14 protein-coding genes and 1 tRNA gene are annotated in these 14,932 nt (G+C 58.6%); 7 read left to right on the forward strand and 8 right to left on the reverse strand.

The features are described from left to right. Positions 1-53 precede the first annotated feature (53 nt). Positions 54-1,076 (reverse strand): lytic transglycosylase domain-containing protein, encoded by a 1,023-nt coding sequence (locus DTJ15_RS04630; protein ID WP_408902171.1) that lies wholly within the window; start codon positions 1,074-1,076, stop codon positions 54-56. Between the two features lie 150 nt (positions 1,077-1,226). On the opposite strand from DTJ15_RS04630, the gene DTJ15_RS04635 reads away from it, so the two are divergent. Continuing rightward, the gene (locus tag DTJ15_RS04635) at positions 1,227-1,772 is read left to right on the forward strand and encodes a DedA family protein (protein WP_086431524.1); all 546 of its coding nucleotides are present in this window, start codon (positions 1,227-1,229) and stop codon (positions 1,770-1,772) included. Positions 1,773-1,775: 3 nt separating this feature from the next. Next, positions 1,776-2,840: a D-alanine--D-alanine ligase gene (locus DTJ15_RS04640; protein WP_081563207.1), complete on the forward strand. Its 1,065-nt coding sequence runs from the start codon at positions 1,776-1,778 to the stop codon at positions 2,838-2,840. 60 nt (positions 2,841-2,900) lie between these two features. Here the strand turns inward: DTJ15_RS04640 and DTJ15_RS04645 are convergent, their stop codons facing one another. Beyond that, entirely contained in the window at positions 2,901-3,359 is a 459-nt protein-coding gene (locus DTJ15_RS04645) for an MlaD family protein (protein WP_043559972.1), read from the reverse strand. Positions 3,360-3,524: 165 nt separating this feature from the next. On the opposite strand from DTJ15_RS04645, the gene DTJ15_RS04650 reads away from it, so the two are divergent. The 3 genes from DTJ15_RS04650 to DTJ15_RS04660 all read left to right on the forward strand — a co-directional run bounded on the left by DTJ15_RS04650 (position 3,525) and on the right by DTJ15_RS04660 (position 7,675). Beyond that, entirely contained in the window at positions 3,525-4,385 is an 861-nt protein-coding gene (locus DTJ15_RS04650; RefSeq protein ID WP_249109530.1) for an undecaprenyl-diphosphate phosphatase, read from the forward strand. 131 nt (positions 4,386-4,516) lie between these two features. Continuing rightward, a complete protein-coding gene (locus DTJ15_RS04655; RefSeq protein WP_081563208.1) occupies positions 4,517-6,019 on the forward strand; it encodes an APC family permease in 1,503 nt (500 codons plus the stop codon). A 114-nt stretch (positions 6,020-6,133) separates the two neighbouring features. Then, the gene (locus DTJ15_RS04660) at positions 6,134-7,675 is read left to right on the forward strand and encodes an APC family permease (RefSeq protein WP_043559966.1); all 1,542 of its coding nucleotides are present in this window, start codon (positions 6,134-6,136) and stop codon (positions 7,673-7,675) included. Between the two features lie 58 nt (positions 7,676-7,733). Here the strand turns inward: DTJ15_RS04660 and DTJ15_RS04665 are convergent, their stop codons facing one another. Beyond that, a complete protein-coding gene (locus DTJ15_RS04665) occupies positions 7,734-8,939 on the reverse strand; it encodes a mechanosensitive ion channel family protein (RefSeq protein ID WP_081563210.1) in 1,206 nt (401 codons plus the stop codon). Between the two features lie 182 nt (positions 8,940-9,121). Between DTJ15_RS04665 and DTJ15_RS04670 the strand changes: the two genes are divergently transcribed. After that, a tRNA-Met gene (locus tag DTJ15_RS04670) sits at positions 9,122-9,196 on the forward strand. Between the two features lie 177 nt (positions 9,197-9,373). On the opposite strand, the gene DTJ15_RS04675 is transcribed toward DTJ15_RS04670, so the two are convergent. Both DTJ15_RS04675 and prmC read right to left on the reverse strand, forming a co-directional pair. Next, positions 9,374-9,832 (reverse strand): DUF4167 domain-containing protein, encoded by a 459-nt coding sequence (locus tag DTJ15_RS04675; protein WP_081563211.1) that lies wholly within the window; start codon positions 9,830-9,832, stop codon positions 9,374-9,376. Positions 9,833-10,032: 200 nt separating this feature from the next. Then, positions 10,033-10,872 carry a peptide chain release factor N(5)-glutamine methyltransferase gene (gene prmC / locus DTJ15_RS04680; protein WP_154981401.1) on the reverse strand — a complete coding sequence of 280 codons (840 nt, stop codon included), beginning with the start codon at positions 10,870-10,872 and terminating at the stop codon, positions 10,033-10,035. Between the two features lie 50 nt (positions 10,873-10,922). Between prmC and DTJ15_RS04685 the strand changes: the two genes are divergently transcribed. Next, the gene (locus DTJ15_RS04685) at positions 10,923-11,411 is read left to right on the forward strand and encodes a hypothetical protein (protein ID WP_249109531.1); all 489 of its coding nucleotides are present in this window, start codon (positions 10,923-10,925) and stop codon (positions 11,409-11,411) included. Between the two features lie 21 nt (positions 11,412-11,432). On the opposite strand, the gene prfA is transcribed toward DTJ15_RS04685, so the two are convergent. Genes prfA through ispG form a run of 3 tightly spaced genes read right to left on the reverse strand, consistent with a single transcriptional unit; the run spans position 11,433 to position 14,874 of the window. Further along, positions 11,433-12,506, reverse strand: a complete 1,074-nt coding sequence (gene prfA, locus DTJ15_RS04690) for a peptide chain release factor 1 (protein WP_249109532.1) — start codon at positions 12,504-12,506, stop codon at positions 11,433-11,435. After that, positions 12,503-13,753: a histidine--tRNA ligase gene (gene hisS, locus DTJ15_RS04695; RefSeq protein WP_086441698.1), complete on the reverse strand. Its 1,251-nt coding sequence runs from the start codon at positions 13,751-13,753 to the stop codon at positions 12,503-12,505. The genes prfA and hisS overlap by 4 nt, the downstream gene beginning before the upstream one ends. Next, entirely contained in the window at positions 13,753-14,874 is a 1,122-nt protein-coding gene (gene ispG, locus DTJ15_RS04700; RefSeq protein ID WP_043559955.1) for a flavodoxin-dependent (E)-4-hydroxy-3-methylbut-2-enyl-diphosphate synthase, read from the reverse strand. Before ispG ends, hisS begins: the two co-directional genes overlap by 1 nt. Between the last annotated feature and the right edge of the window lie 58 nt (positions 14,875-14,932).

A 14,932-nucleotide genomic window follows, 5' to 3' on the forward strand; every position in this document is an offset into this window, starting at 1 on the left:
AAACCTGCGATGCCCGCCATGCGGGCCACCCGGCACCATGCCGGACGGCGTGATTATCGGGTCATCCTATCGCCCAGAATCCCGACCGCCAATGCATAATAATCGGAAGGATTGTAGGCCCGTATCGCACGGAAATTATGATAAACGAGGAAGGCCTGTCCACCAGGTCCATCCGGCTGGAGCAGGCTGCCCGTGGCCTGCGGTGCCAGGAACCCGGAAGACTGGACCGGCCTCACCCCCATAGCCTGCCACGTGCTGACAGGATGCACGGGGGCATGGCGGGATTTCGTGGCAGCCAGAGCCGTGAACTGCCCATTGCTCCCCAGCGGGACCACAACCTCTTCTCCCCAGGGTTCACCACGCCGCCAGCCCGACCGTCCCAGGTAATTGGCAATGGAGGCAAAAACATCCGCTTCGGAACTCCAGATATTCGCCTTTCCATCACCATCACCATCCGCCGCAAAACGCAGATAGGCACTCGGCATGAACTGAGGCTGCCCCATGGCACCGGCATAGCTGCCAAGCATGCTGGCCGGACTGATGGCCCCCTGAGCCAATATCTGCATGGCCTTGATCAGCTCGCTACGGAAAAAGGCAGCCCGCCTGCCATCAAAGGCCAGAGTGGCCAAGGCCTCGATGACATTAAAACGGCCCTGATGCTCTCCAAACCCTGATTCCAGCCCCCATATGCCCATGATGGCGTTGTCATCACAGCCCAGCGTCTGCCCCAAAGGCGACAGTGTCCCCCGCACCCTCTGCCAGGCCTGCCGCCCTTTTTCTTCCCGGGCAGACGAGATCACACGTGCACGGTACTGCGCCCATGTCAGGGTAAATTCCGGCTGGTGCCGGTCCAGCCGCAAAACCTCCTGATTGGGGGCCTGAGCCAGCGCAAGGGACTGCTCCACAATAGCCGACGGCACACCAGCCGACAGGGCCTGCTGCCGCACACCTCCCAGGAACGCTGCATAATCGGCCGTCCCCCGAGAGGCCACCGCCCGACCACCTGCCCAGGCAGGCAGACCGCCCATCATCAACCCTCCTGCCGTGGCAGCCAGAAAATGACGCCTCTTCATCATTCCACTTCCCATCACGCCTGATCTCCCCTTCATCATCCAAAGGAACGCCCCGATATACCCGGCACTGCCGATTGCGGACAGACGCATTTCATGGCACAGTCCCGCCAACCACAGCCAGGACCGTTCTTTGTGATCCGTATCAGCGCTATCATGGCGTCCCAGCCTGTCTGGCTGAAAGCCTTTTCTGTCATCCTTGGTACCTTTATCCTGGAAGATGTTGCAACCGTCCTGGCGGCCATTGCGTCCAAAGGAAACCAGATTTCCATCCCTCTGGCACTTGGCAGCCTTTATGCCGGGGTGGCCCTGGGTGACATGGGCCTTTATGCCCTCGGTCTGGCAGGAAGCCGATGGACGTTCCTGCGCCGTTTCCTGACCCTCCCCAGCGAGGAGCAGGCAAAACGGTGGTTCTCCCGCAACATCATAGGGGTTGTGGCCATTTCCCGCTTTGTTCCAGGCAGCCGCCTGCCGCTCTATACGGCCTGCGGTTTCTTCCGTGCGCCCTTTCTGGCCTTCGCCCTGACGGCCATCGGCGCAACGCTGGTCTGGACAAGCCTGCTCTTCCTGCTGGCACTGCATGTTGGCGGGTGGCTTCTGGCGCATCAGGGTGGCTGGCGCTGGGCGGGAATCATCGGCTTCATCCTCTGCATTTTCCTGATGGGACGTTTCATCAGCCACCTGCAACGTAGGAACACATAGTCCATGACAGCACCTTCTTCCCATCACAAGACGCTGTCCCTCTTCGAGTTCTGGCCCGACAGCATTTTCTATACCCCCATCGTCATCTACTGGATTCTCATGGGGTTACGTCATGGAGACCTCAGCATCTCCACGGCTGCCAATCCCCGTATCGAAACAGGTGGCCTCTGTGGCGAGAGCAAAAGCTCCATTCTGGACATGGTCGGCCCCACGGCCCGAGAGGCCATTGCCCCGTATCGGATCATTCATAACGGAGCTGATGCAGCCCGGGATGTGCTGGCCGCCATGAAGGAAATGGGGATCGACTTCCCGGTCGTGCTCAAGCCTGACATCGGCTGTAACGGTACGGGAGTGAGGCTGATCACCTCCCTGGCCATGCTCCACGAGGTGCTGCCACTCTTCCCGGCGGGTGTGGCCCTGATGGTGCAGCAGCTCATCACCTACCCGATGGAAGCAGGCATCTTCTATATCCGTCATCCTGATGAGCCTGTCGGCCGCATCACCTCCCTCACTTACAAGGAAGCCCCTGTCCTGACTGGCAATGGTCGCTCCACACTCAAGGAGCTCATCATGGCCGACCCCCGGATGCGACAGGTGCCACAGCTCTATCTGCCCCGTATCAGTGGCCGTGAAACCGAGATTCTGCCCGCCGGAGAAACGCTGTCACTGGTTTTTGCCGGAAATCACTGCAAGGGGTCCATCTTCCGGAATGGGAGGCCGGACATCACTCCGGCACTCACGGAACGCATCAACGCCATCATGCTGGACATACCGGACTTCCATTTCGGCCGGATCGACCTCAAGATGGCTTCACCAGAAGCTCTGAAGCGTGGGGAAGATTTTCAGATCATCGAGATCAATGGGGTCGGGTCAGAGGCCATCCATATCTGGGACCGGCGCACGACTCTGACAGAGGCCTACCGCACCCAGATCTACCATTACCGGCAGGCCTTCCTCATCGGTGCTGCAAAAAAGAAAGAAGGCTGGAAAAGTTCCGGCATTCTGGGGATGCTCCGCTCCTGGCTGAAGCAGCGGCGCCTGCTGGCGTCCTACCCGACCAACGACTGAGGCAGGCAACAACCGGGACAGACCCCGCCGGTCCTTTGCCGCCCGGCGGGAAAACACAGCCTAAAGCCTGCCCGCACCAAATATGTAATTGCTGATCTGCTGCTCCAGAGACAGCAGGGGGTGGGCATCCAGAATGGTGGCACCAGCCGGCAATGTCTGCCCTGCCTTGCCGGGCAGCAGCTGAAGGGCATTGTCCCCGCCAATGGTCGGTGCCGCAATGGCCACAGCCGTATCCTGCGGGAGCTTCAGATCATCCCGTACGGCAAACTGCACGTCCACGATGGCGGTTTCCGGATTTAGCGTGATGGAACGCACACGCCCCACGGTTACACCGCCAAGGTCCACGTCAGCCCCCTCATCCAGACCATTCGCGGAACTGAATGTCGCATGATAGCCTGTCATGTGGCGATCCGGCCCCTCCAGCAGGCCCAGCCCATAGGCAACGAACCCGCCGGCTGCCAGAAGAACACAGCTGCTGGCAATGAATGCTCCGCCACGCCCTTTAAGGATCGCCCACATAGATACCTCGAAATTCACGCCCCAGTCTGCTAGCCTTGCGACCGGAGAAGCTGATTTCATGAAAAACAACAGAACGTTACCGCTACCATAGATGGGACTTTCCCACCAGCATCCGTCACGGCTTTTCCTCAATCTCCCCCACCTCCAGACAGACCATGGTTCCGCATGACAGATCTCCAGGCCTTCATCCTCGCCATCATCCAGGGCATCACGGAACCCTTCCCTGTCAGCAGCCTTGGCCATGCCGTCCTTCTGCCCGGAATCCTTCACTGGTCGCTGGATGAACACAGCCCGACCTTCCTGCCCTTTCTGACCATGCTGCATGTCGGCACGCTGGTGGCTCTGGCGCATGTCTTCTGGGGGGACTGGCGGGCTATCCTGCTCGGCCTCTTCTCCCCCCGCAGAACAGCCAGAACCCGCAACAAGGCGATCCACCTGTGCAGCCTGCTTGTCGTGGCCACAATACCAGCCGTCATCATGGGCGGACTGTTTGAGCATCACCTGCGGCTCGTTTTTGCCAATCCGCTCATGGTGGCAGGATTCCTGACCCTCAACGGCCTGCTGCTCATCCTGACGGAGATCATGCGCCGCCGGGCCCTCCGGCATGAACAGGACAATGCCTACCAGACACAGGAACTCTCCTGGAAAGATGCCCTCATCATCGGCCTCTGGCAATGTCTAGCCCTGTTCCCCGGGCTATCACGCTCCGGTGCCACCATTAATGGTGGGCTGATGCGGGGACTGGACCATCTGACAGCGACACGCTTTTCCCTGCTCATGGCCCAGCCGATCATTCTGGCAGCCACGGCCAAAGAGGCCTGGCAGCTCCGCCATGTCCATCTCTCCAGCAGCATGATCACGCAGTCCCTCATTGGCGCTGTCGTGGCTGGCGTAACGGCCCTCATCTGCTCCCGGCTCCTGCTGCGCTTCTTCCATGATGACAACCGGCACACCCTGACAGGATTCGGCATTTACTGCATCCTTGCCGGCCTTGGCAGCGTCTGCCTTCTCCATTTTCACCCCTGAGCACAGAAAAACTCCGCAAGCATAATTTACAAAGGCTTTCCAAGGAGTCATGAATAAAAACATTCCGGTATCATACCGTTCCAGCCCCGTTATGCAGGAATCGTGACACTCATGCCCCAGCTGACCACGCCATGAACAAGGCGCGCCGCAAGACCCTCTCCCAGATACAGTCCGCTGGTGAACAGCATAACTTCAAGCGCAGCCTTGGCGCCACGCAGCTCCTGCTCATGGGCGTGGGGACCGCCATTGGAGCGGGCGTGTACGTCATCACGGGGACGGCGGCAGCAGAGTATGCCGGGCCTTCCGTCCTTCTCTCTTTCCTGATTGCCGCTGCGGCGTGCCTGTTCACGGCACTCTGTTATGGGGAGCTGGCCTCCACCTTCCCTGTCTCCGGGTCAGCCTATGCTTATGCCTATCTCTCCATGGGCGAGAAAATGGCGTGGGTGACCGGCTGGCTGCTCATACTGGAATATGGCATTGCCGGTACCGCCGTGGCGGCCGGCTTTTCGGGCTACCTGACATCCCTGCTCAGTGGGTTCGGCATCCATCTCCCGGCTGTCATTTCCCAGACAACCTTTCAGTCCATCCCTCATTCAAGTACCGGCCTGCTGGCCTTTCATCCCAGCTTCAACCTGATCGGCTTGGTTGTCATGCTGTTCATCAGCCTGGTCCTGACCCGTGGGATTGAGGTCGCAGCACGGTTCAACACGGCCTTCGTCAGCATCAAGATCGGCGTGCTGGCACTGTTTGTCGGGGTTGGCCTGTTCTATCTCCATCCTGCCTACTGGCACCCATTCATCCCGCCTTCGGAAGGGAATTTCCATTTCGGCGTGGCTGGCATCTTCCGGGCTGCCTCGATCATCTTCTTTGCCTATGGTGGTTTCGAAACCGTCTCCACCGCAGCGGCAGAAGCCCGCAACCCCACCAGGGATGTGCCCATAGGCATCATCGGCAGTCTCATCATCTGTACGTTGGTTTATGTCACCGTGGCGGCCGTACTGCTGGGCATTGCGCCCTATCAGATGCTGGATGTGCCAGACCCTCTGGCCATCGCAACGGGCCTCATGAATCAGCCGTGGATGGCCTTTCTCATCAATGCAGGGGCCACGGTCGGGCTGTTCTCCGTTCTTATCGGTCTGCTTTATGCAATTTCCCGCATGGTCCACGCCATCAGCCATGACGGACTTCTACCGGGCATCTTCAGCGTCGTGCATCCACGCTTCAGGACACCATGGCTGGCCACGCTGCTGCTGGGCCTCATCCTGGGGCTGATGAGCGCCACCATGCCCATCGCACTGCTGGGGGATCTGCTCTGCATTGGCACCACACTGGCCTTCAGCATCGTCTGCTTCACTGTCATCTGGCAACGCAACAGGGCACCGGAGACACACCGGCCCTTCCAGGTGCCACTCGGAGGAATCCGCATCCGGGGGATCTGGCTGGGCATCACGCCCATGCTGGGCATTTTCTTCTGCCTCTGCATGATTGTTCCCCTGGGGCTGAACATACTGCACGTCACCCTGCAGGGTAACATCATCCCGCTGGCCTTCTTCATCCTCTATACAGGGCTGGGTTTTGCGACCTATCTGTTCTATGGACGGCATAACTCGACCATGAAGCAGCCTCCATCCTGAAGGGCGCAGGCTGCTGCATGGTTTCCATTTCCGATTACGAGGCGAGGATGGCCGCAGGGGCAACCTGCCCATCCATCAAGTCCGCTGTCTATTTCTGGATGATCCACCCTCTTTATGCGTAAACGTTCCTCCTCCTCCGCCAGGCGTCGTGATCCACGGCGCAAGACCATGAGCCAGATCACGGCAGAAAATGATTCCGTCACGCTCAAAAGAAGTCTGACAGCCACGCAGCTTCTGCTCATGGGGGTCGGAACGACCGTTGGGGCGGGCGTCTATGTCATGACGGGTACGGCGGCGGCTGAATATGCCGGACCTGCCGTGCTGCTCTCCTTCCTTGTAGCGGCGGCAGCCTGTCTCTTCACGGCTTTCTGTTATGGGGAGCTCTCTTCCACCTTCCCGGTATCCGGCTCCTCCTACTCCTATGCCTACATCTCCATGGGAGAACGGGCAGCATGGAATGTCAGCTGGCTGATGCTGCTTGAATACGGCATATCCTGCACCGCTGTAGCGGCTGGTCTTTCGGGCTACATGAACTCCCTGCTGGGCATTTTCAACATCCATCTGCCAGTCTGGCTGACACAGACAAGCCTTCAGCCGGTGCCCGGCTCCGAAGGAACAGCGCTGACAGCCGGATTCCGGCTGGACCTGATCGGCTTCATCTCCGTGTTGCTGGTAACCGCCCTGCTGGCCCGTGGTGTTGAAGAATCCGCCCGCTTCAACTCTCTCGTTGTCGCCCTGAAAATTGGTGTCCTGTTCCTCTTCCTCATCATCGGTGTCAGTTACATCACCCCGGCCAACTGGTTCCCCTTCATTCCACCGGCCCAGGCCCATTTCCACTTTGGTGTGGCTGGCATCTTCCGGGCAGCCTCCATCATATTCTTTGCCTATGGAGGGTTCGAAGCCGTTTCCACTGCTTCATCAGAGGCCCGCAATCCAACACGTGACATTCCCATCGGCATCATTGGCAGCCTGCTGATCTGCACGCTGATCTATGTTGCCGTAGCAGCCGTACTGCTGGGAATCGTGCCCTACAGCAAGCTGAATGTGGCTGACCCCCTGGCCGTTGCCACACAGGCCATGGGCAAACCGTGGCTGGCCCTGCTGGTGAATGGCGGCGCCACCATCGGCCTTTCTTCCGTCCTGCTGGGCCTGATGTATGGTCAGTCCCGCATCCTGCTGACCACCGGGCGGGACGGGCTCATCCCGTCCGTCTTTAGCAGGATCCACAAACGCTACCGCACACCAGCCCGTGGGACATTCATCATGGGGGCCATCATTGCCCTGATGACAGCCACCCTGCCCATCGACATCATCAGCGATCTCGTTTCCCTCGGGACGGCACTGGCCTTCGCCATGGTCTGCTTTACGGTCATCTGGCAGCGCAATTATGCTGCCGATACCCGGCGCCCCTTCAGCGTGCCACTGGGAGGAATCCGTATCCGGGGATTCTGGATTGGCCTTACGCCTGTTCTGGGGATCATTTTCTGCCTGATCATGATCCTGCCACTGATCTTCAACATGATCCACGCCCTGCTGGGCGGCAATCCTGTTCCCGTCATTCTGCTGGTCACCTACTTCCTGATCGGTGCGCTGACCTATCGCTTCTACGGGTATCACAACTCCCGCATGGCCAATCCGTCAGCCTCAGCAGAATAATACCGCCCCCATCAGTCCTGACTTGCCCGAGACTGATGGGGGACCCTCCTTCGCCACACTATCTACGCCCATCGGCCCTGCTACCGGGCCCCATGTAACTGCCCGGTGGCGGGCGATGTACTGGAGGAGACAAAAGGGTATCCGGGTCTGTCACATCCAGTTTTGCCCCTGTTTCCGGCGAAACGAACGCAACACGCCGCCGTGGCAGCGCCTGCGGGAACTCCGCCCGGATGCGGGCAATGGCTTTTTCCCGAATGTCACAACGCAGATCCCAGCTCTGCATGGCATTGCGGGCACTGGCAATGACACGGACCGACATGGCCTGATCTGTGCAATCCGACACCTGGGCATCGAACACCTTGCCATCCCAGAGCGGGCAGCTTCGCACGATCTCCCTCAGCATATCCCGGATTTCATCCATTGGGGCATCATAATCAAGCCAGAGAAACACGACGCCGGTTATGGCGGCCGAGTTGTGCGTCCAATTTTCAAAGCGATTTTCAAGAAAATAGGAAATGGGCACGATATGGCGTCGCCAGTCCCAGACACGCAGCACGACATACGTTGCCGTGATTTCCTCCACCCAACACCAGTCACCATTGATGACGACCAGATCCTCCATCCGGATGGGCTGGGTGATGGCGATCTGCACCCCCGCTATCAGGTTCGTCAGAAGTCCCCGCGCCGAGAGACCAACAATCAGCGAGGCCGCTCCGGCAGAAGCAAAAAGGGACACACCATACTGTTTGACAGACGGAAAAAGCATCAGGGCCGAAGCAACCGTCACAAGGCCAATGAGAATCTCTCCAAGCCGCCGCAGCACCTTGATCTGTGTCTGATGAGCACGGGCCATGATGTCATCCGCATAATCCAACCGTGCCAGACGATTCAGATATGCCTCTGACATCAGGCGGAACATGCTGATGAGAGAAAAGCCGAAAACCAGAATCAGCAGAAAGAAAAAGAACAGCCTGAGATTCTGCTCCTCCTCATATGAAAAGCCCGTGGCCGCTGGCAGCGCTGCCAGAAGGACCAGCAATGTAACCATGACCTGCATGGGCCGACGCAACACGCTGACGGTGTTGCGGATCATCGCCCCGCTGCGTGTACCAGGAATACGCAGGATCAGCGCACTCGCCCCATGTCCGGCATAAAACGCTGTCAGACCAACGATCACGAGCATCAGGATCGATACGATCGCAGGTGGCAACCAGGAAAGCGCATTGCTGAACGCAAAGAGGATGTTTGTGAAATGCTGGGACAAAAGGAAAAGCCCTCTGACTGAAGGTGTAACAGGCTGTCAGCGAAAAATGACAGCCTCGCCTCAGGAAGTGAATAGAAAAGAACAAAAAAACATGATGATAGCCCACCTCCCTGTTGACTTCCTCATCTGCCTGCCATAAAAGCACCTTCATCGGAAGGCAGATGCCTCCTGAAGGACATGATGGCGGCGTAGCTCAGCGGTAGAGCAGGGGAATCATAATCCCTTGGTCGGCGGTTCAAATCCGTCCGCCGCTACCATCTTCCCTTCTCCCATCCCCTGAAAATTTGCTGAATGAGCCGTTGCGGATGCCGTGCATCTGGTGCTGGCAGGTATCTTCCCCATAATTTCAGAACACTGACAGCCTCATAAAAAGAAAGCAGGTTGACCTGAGCCAACCCGCCCTCTCTTGGTGCCGTACGGTCGGGAAAGTGGCCTCAGTCCTCGCTGTCCTGCTCGGCCTCTTCATCACGCTTTTCAGCACGACGACGACGCTCGGACGGACGACGCTCACTCACCGGGGCCGGAGCTGCCGCCTCGTCCTCATGCTCCTGACGTTCCCGGCGCTCCTGACGTGTCTGCTCATAATTGCGCTGCCGTTCGGCACGCTCCTGCTGGGCCGCCTGAGCTGCCTGATTCATGGCATTGAGCATACGAAAATAATGCTCGGCATGCTGGAAATAGGCTTCCGCCTGCACCCGGTCCCCGGTACCGGTGGCATCACGACCCAGCTGAAGATATTTTTCGAACAGCTGCTGGGCAGTGCCACGAATGCGCAGATCAGGCCCGTTGCTCTCAAAAACATGGTTCCGGTTCAGAGGAATCTGACCATTATTGCCACGGGATGCTCCTCCACCGCCGCCTGAACGATGATGACGGTTCCTCATTCGCTTCATATTTTCAAACCTGCAATCTTGTCACAATGGCGCCTTCAGCAGCCAATCTGCCGTTTCTTCCCATATTGTCCGAAGAAACATCACTCCCAGAGGAAACGACACTTTACCGCCTGACCGACAGCCATCACCGTAACGCTGTCCATCCCCTGTATCTTCCTGCGGCAATCTATCAGGCATCAGCCCATAAGCCAACTGCTTTCCTAAGAAAAGGCAAGCACCAGGGCACGCTCCACACCTCCCAGGTCCTTCCGGCACTCCAGCACCGCAAGTCCTTCCGCCTCGGCCAGTTCTGTGACAGCATCTGCCTGTCCCATCCCCAGCTCCAGCACGGCACACCCGTTCGGCATAAGCAGATGTGGCAGGCTCCGGCACAGGATGCGATAGGCCACCAAGCCATCATCTCCCCCATCCAGAGCCCGATGCGGTTCATATGCCGCAACATCAGGCATCAGATGGGCCATGTCCGCATGTTCAATATAGGGAGGATTGGACAACACGACATCAAAACGCCCTCCCACCGCAGCAGCCCAGTCTCCCGCCATAAAAGCCACCCGGTCCGACAGGCCATTGCGGCCTGCATTCCGTCGGGCAAGGGCGGCGGCGGCGGGAGCAATATCCACACCCAACCCCCAGGCTCGTGGATATTCACTCAGAGCAGACAGAAGCAGGCAGCCTGTGCCCGTTCCAAGGTCCAGAATGGATCTGACAGACTGACGATCCGGCTTATGGTCCAGCAGCGCTTCCAGCAGGGTCTCACTATCGCCCCGGGGGATCAATGTCTCCGGCGAGACATGAAAATCCAGTGTCCAGAAGCCCTGCTCCCCGGTAATGAAGGCAACCGGCTCCCGCTGGCTGCGGCGCTGAATGGCACGCTGAAAGCGGTCCACACCCTCGGCCGGAATCTCGTCATGCTGCATCAGCTCCATCCGGGTCCACCCGCAGGCCCAGCAGAGCAGCAAGCGAGCCTCGAATGCTGCCTCTTCAATCCCGGCCTGAAAAAGCCTCTCCCCGGCCTGCTGCAAAAGGTCTATTTTACGCATGAATTTCATTCCCTGACCTGTCGCCTCCCATCATCCAGGAAAACCAGACGATGACCATAGCCCGTTTCCTGCGCTCCCTGCCTGTTTCACTCTGCCTCGGCATCCTGATGCTGCCAGCCGCAAAGGGTGAAACTGTCGGGCCCATGCCGGATGGACCAACGGGGGGCAGTTTCACCGTTCATGACGGACGTGCGCCCAATGAGGTGTCAGAGTCGACACGCCTCTATCTCAATGGTCATCTGGCAGCGATATTCCACCTTGACCTCGCCCATGCTGATGATAGTGCCGTGATCCCTCTGCCTATGGGCCGTGTTGATATTCCCTATACTCTTTGCGGCACCGTTACCGTCATGCATGATGGCAAGGCCGAAACACGGGACGTGAGTGGAGATGGTGTCCTCCATAATCCGGACGGCCATTATTTCGAAGCCGTGGGTAGCGAAAATTTCCGAGATTTCTTCCTGATGGATGAAAACGATCCGGCTGCTACCGATCACCACAACGGCAACTCCTCCCGCTGCCTCTCCTCCAACAGCTGATCACCCTGCCCAGGGGACTTGTCAGGAACTGCCGATTTCCGCCGCCAGCAGGGCCATCTGCTCATGGTGAGTCAGGGCGCTGACAATCTCGTCAAACTCGCCACCCATGACCTGATCAATCTTGTACAGAGTAAGATTGATGCGGTGATCTGTCACCCGCCCCTGGGGGAAGTTGTAGGTTCTTATCCGTTCAGACCGGTCTCCTGTACCAACCTGGGATCTACGGTCGGCTGCCCTGCTGTCATGCGCCTTCTGCCGTTCCGCCTCATACAGGCGGGCCCGCAGAATCTGCATGGCCTTGGCCTTGTTGCGGTGCTGACTTTTTTCTTCCTGCATGGCCACGACAACACCTGTCGGCAGATGCGTGATACGGACAGCACTCTCCGTCTTGTTCACATGCTGTCCCCCTGCACCGGAGGCCCGGAACACATCAATCCGCAAGTCTTCTTCATTCACCTGCACATCAACCTCTTCCGCTTCCGGCAGCACAGCAACGGTAACGGTAGATGTATGGATGCGTCCCTGGCTTTCTGTCGCCGGGACACGCTGGACACGATGCACGCCGGACTCATATTTGAAACGGGCAAACACGCCTCGCCCTGTAATGGTGGCCATGCCTTCCCGGATGCCAGAAAGCTCACTTTCCGTCAGGGACATGACCTCGAAACGCCAGCCATTGCTCTCGGCAAACCGACGATAGGCCTCGAAGAGTTCTGCCGCAAACAGCGCTGCTTCATCCCCACCGGCAGCGGGGCGGACCTCCAGAATGGCGCTCCGTTCATCAGCATCATCCCGAGGCAGAAGCGCCAGCTGCATGGCCTGCTCCAGAGCGGGCATCACGGCCTCGACCTCTTCCAGCTCAAGCTGGGCAAGCTCCTTCATCTCCGGGTCCTGCACCAGAGCCTGCGCCTCTTTCTGACGCTTCTGAGCAGCCTGCCACGCCCGGATGGCTGCCACAGGTTTTTCCATGGCAGCATAGTCCCGGGAAAGACGGACAAACTCGTCTCCACTGGCCTCACCAGAGGCCATCATTGCCTGCATTTCCTCAAAGCGGGCAATGATCTGCTCCAGCTTATGCTCCATAGCCGCACTCATGAGGCTCGGGCACGCTCCAGGATAACAAGGATGTCCGTCACGGGCACTTCTTCCTGTTCCCGTGATGCCAGATGACGCAGCTGCACGACATCCCGTGCCAGATCATCATCCCCCAGGAAGAGCGCATGTGTCGCCCCGGACTGCACAACACGGTCCATGCGTTTCTTCATGTTGCCCCGTGTCTCGATCGAGACAGCCAGACCACCATCCCGCAACGCCCGGGAAATGGAAGCGGCCTTGAGCAGGGCAGCTTCCCCCATCGGCAGGATGGCCACATCACTGACCTCCTCAGCCGGAGCATCAATCAGAGCGGCGAGACGTTCAACACCAGCGGCCCAGCCGATGCAGGGCACGGCAGGGCCGCCCATTTCTTCAACCAGCCCCTCATACCGGCCACCGGCCAGAACGGTCCCCTGCGCACCAAGCTTGTCCGTAACAAACTCGAATACGGTATGGCTGTAATAATCCAGCCCACGAACAATTCGGGGATTCTCCACGAAAGAGACGCCGAAAGCCTTCAGACCAGCCTTCAGCTCCTCCCAGAATGTACGGGATTCCTCATTGAGATAGTCATCAAAAGCTGGTGCATCGGCCAGAAGGGCCCTGTCCTGCTCTGCCTTGCTGTCCAGAATCCGCAGCGGGTTGATTTCAAGCCGTGACCGGCTGTCCTCGGAAAGGCGATCCTCATGCTGGCGGAAATAGGCCACCAGAGCCTCCCGCCATGCCATGCGGCTGGCCTTGTCACCCAGCGTGTTCAGCTCCAGACGCAGATCATCCGCCAGACCAAGCGAGACCAGAAAGTCCCGAGCCATGGCGATGATCTCGGCATCACGGAAGGCACTTTCCGCACCGATCAGCTCCGCACCGATCTGATGGAACTGACGGAAGCGCCCTTTCTGCGGCCGTTCATAGCGGAACATTGGGCCCGTATAGAAAATCTTCTGTGGCAGGGCCTGTGTCAGCGCATTGGAAACCAGCGCACGAGCCACACCCGCCGTTCCCTCCGGACGCAGGGTCAGGCTCTCCCCTCCCCGATCCTCGAACGTATACATTTCCTTGGAAACAACATCCGAGCTTTCCCCCAGAGAGCGGGCAAAAACATGGGTGTCCTCAAAAATGGGGGTGGCCCACTGGCTGAAACCATAACGGCGGAAGACCGTCCTGCCCGTACCAACAACATGCTGGTGGCGACGCATCTCCTCGCCCAGCAGATCCCTCGTCCCCCGTGGCGGCTGAAACCGTGCCATCAGTGCGCTGCCTTCTCGGCCGTTCCGGCCTCAATGGCAGCCACACGGGCTTCCACCAGCTCCACGATATGGTCGATCATGTTCTCAGCCGGCATGGTATGGTCCTGCTTGCCCGCTGCATAGACCATGTGCCGACCAGACCCGCCACCTGTCACACCGATGTCCGTCATCAGCGCCTCACCAGGCCCGTTAACCACACAGCCGATGATGGAAAGTGTCAGCGGTGTCTTGATGTGCTGAAGACGGTCCTCCAGCGTCTGGACCGTATCCACCACATTGAAACCCTGACGGGCACAGGACGGACAGGAAATGATCTTCACACCACGGTGACGCAGGCCGAGCGATTTGAGAATGTCCCAGCCCACCAGCACCTCTTCTTCTGGAGGAGCAGAGAGGGAAACGCGCATCGTGTCACCCACACCAGCCCAGAGCAGATTGCCCAGCCCGAGGGCAGACTTCACCGTCCCCGCCCGCTTGGAGCCAGCCTCCGTAATGCCGATATGCAGCGGATGGTCACAGCATTCTGCCAGCTGCTTGTAGGCCGCCACGGCCATGAAAACATCAGAAGCCTTCACGCTGATCTTGAATTCATGGAAGTCATGATCTTCCAGAATCTTCGCATGTTCCAGCGCACTTTCCACCAGTGCTTCCGGCTTCGGCTCGCCATATTTCTCCAGCAGATGCCGCTCCAGAGACCCAGCATTGACGCCAATACGGATGGAGCAGCCATGATCACGCGCTGCCTTGACGACCTCACGCACACGATCGGCACTGCCAATGTTACCCGGATTGATGCGCAGGCAGGCCGCACCGGCCGCCGCTGCCTCGATAGCCCGTTTGTAATGGAAGTGAATGTCCGCCACGATCGGCGCATTGACTTCTTCCACAATGGTTTTCAGGGCCTTCGTGCTGGCCTCATCGGGACAGGATACACGGACGATATCCACACCGGCCATTTCGGCCTTGCGGATCTGAGCAATCGTTCCTTCGATATCCGTTGTCAGCGTGTTGGTCATGGTCTGCACCGAAACAGGTGCATCGCCACCAACGGCAACATTACCAACATAGATCTTCCGTGATTTACGGCGTTCAATATGCTGATAGGGACGTAAACTGCTCATCAATAACCTCTCCGGGTCCTGACTGGACTGACCCATGATAAACGTGACCGCCTCATGG

Origin of the sequence: Parasaccharibacter sp. TMW 2.1891 (assembly GCF_023337675.1) — a bacterium.
Classification (GTDB): Bacteria; Pseudomonadota; Alphaproteobacteria; order Acetobacterales; family Acetobacteraceae; genus Bombella; species Bombella apis.

Coding starts and splice junctions, on each gene's coding strand:
- ispG (WP_043559955.1), bottom strand. CDS start 14,874: ATGAGCAGTTTACGTCCCTATCAGCATATTGAACGCCGTAAATCACGG.
- DTJ15_RS04660 (WP_043559966.1), top strand. CDS start 6,134: ATGCGTAAACGTTCCTCCTCCTCCGCCAGGCGTCGTGATCCACGGCGC.
- DTJ15_RS04630 (WP_408902171.1), bottom strand. CDS start 1,076: ATGATGAAGAGGCGTCATTTTCTGGCTGCCACGGCAGGAGGGTTGATG.
- prmC (WP_154981401.1), bottom strand. CDS start 10,872: ATGCGTAAAATAGACCTTTTGCAGCAGGCCGGGGAGAGGCTTTTTCAG.
- DTJ15_RS04650 (WP_249109530.1), top strand. CDS start 3,525: ATGACAGATCTCCAGGCCTTCATCCTCGCCATCATCCAGGGCATCACG.
- prfA (WP_249109532.1), bottom strand. CDS start 12,506: ATGAGTGCGGCTATGGAGCATAAGCTGGAGCAGATCATTGCCCGCTTT.
- DTJ15_RS04645 (WP_043559972.1), bottom strand. CDS start 3,359: ATGTGGGCGATCCTTAAAGGGCGTGGCGGAGCATTCATTGCCAGCAGC.
- DTJ15_RS04635 (WP_086431524.1), top strand. CDS start 1,227: ATGGCGTCCCAGCCTGTCTGGCTGAAAGCCTTTTCTGTCATCCTTGGT.
- DTJ15_RS04640 (WP_081563207.1), top strand. CDS start 1,776: ATGACAGCACCTTCTTCCCATCACAAGACGCTGTCCCTCTTCGAGTTC.
- hisS (WP_086441698.1), bottom strand. CDS start 13,753: ATGGCACGGTTTCAGCCGCCACGGGGGACGAGGGATCTGCTGGGCGAG.
- DTJ15_RS04675 (WP_081563211.1), bottom strand. CDS start 9,832: ATGAAGCGAATGAGGAACCGTCATCATCGTTCAGGCGGCGGTGGAGGA.
- DTJ15_RS04655 (WP_081563208.1), top strand. CDS start 4,517: ATGAACAAGGCGCGCCGCAAGACCCTCTCCCAGATACAGTCCGCTGGT.
- DTJ15_RS04685 (WP_249109531.1), top strand. CDS start 10,923: ATGACCATAGCCCGTTTCCTGCGCTCCCTGCCTGTTTCACTCTGCCTC.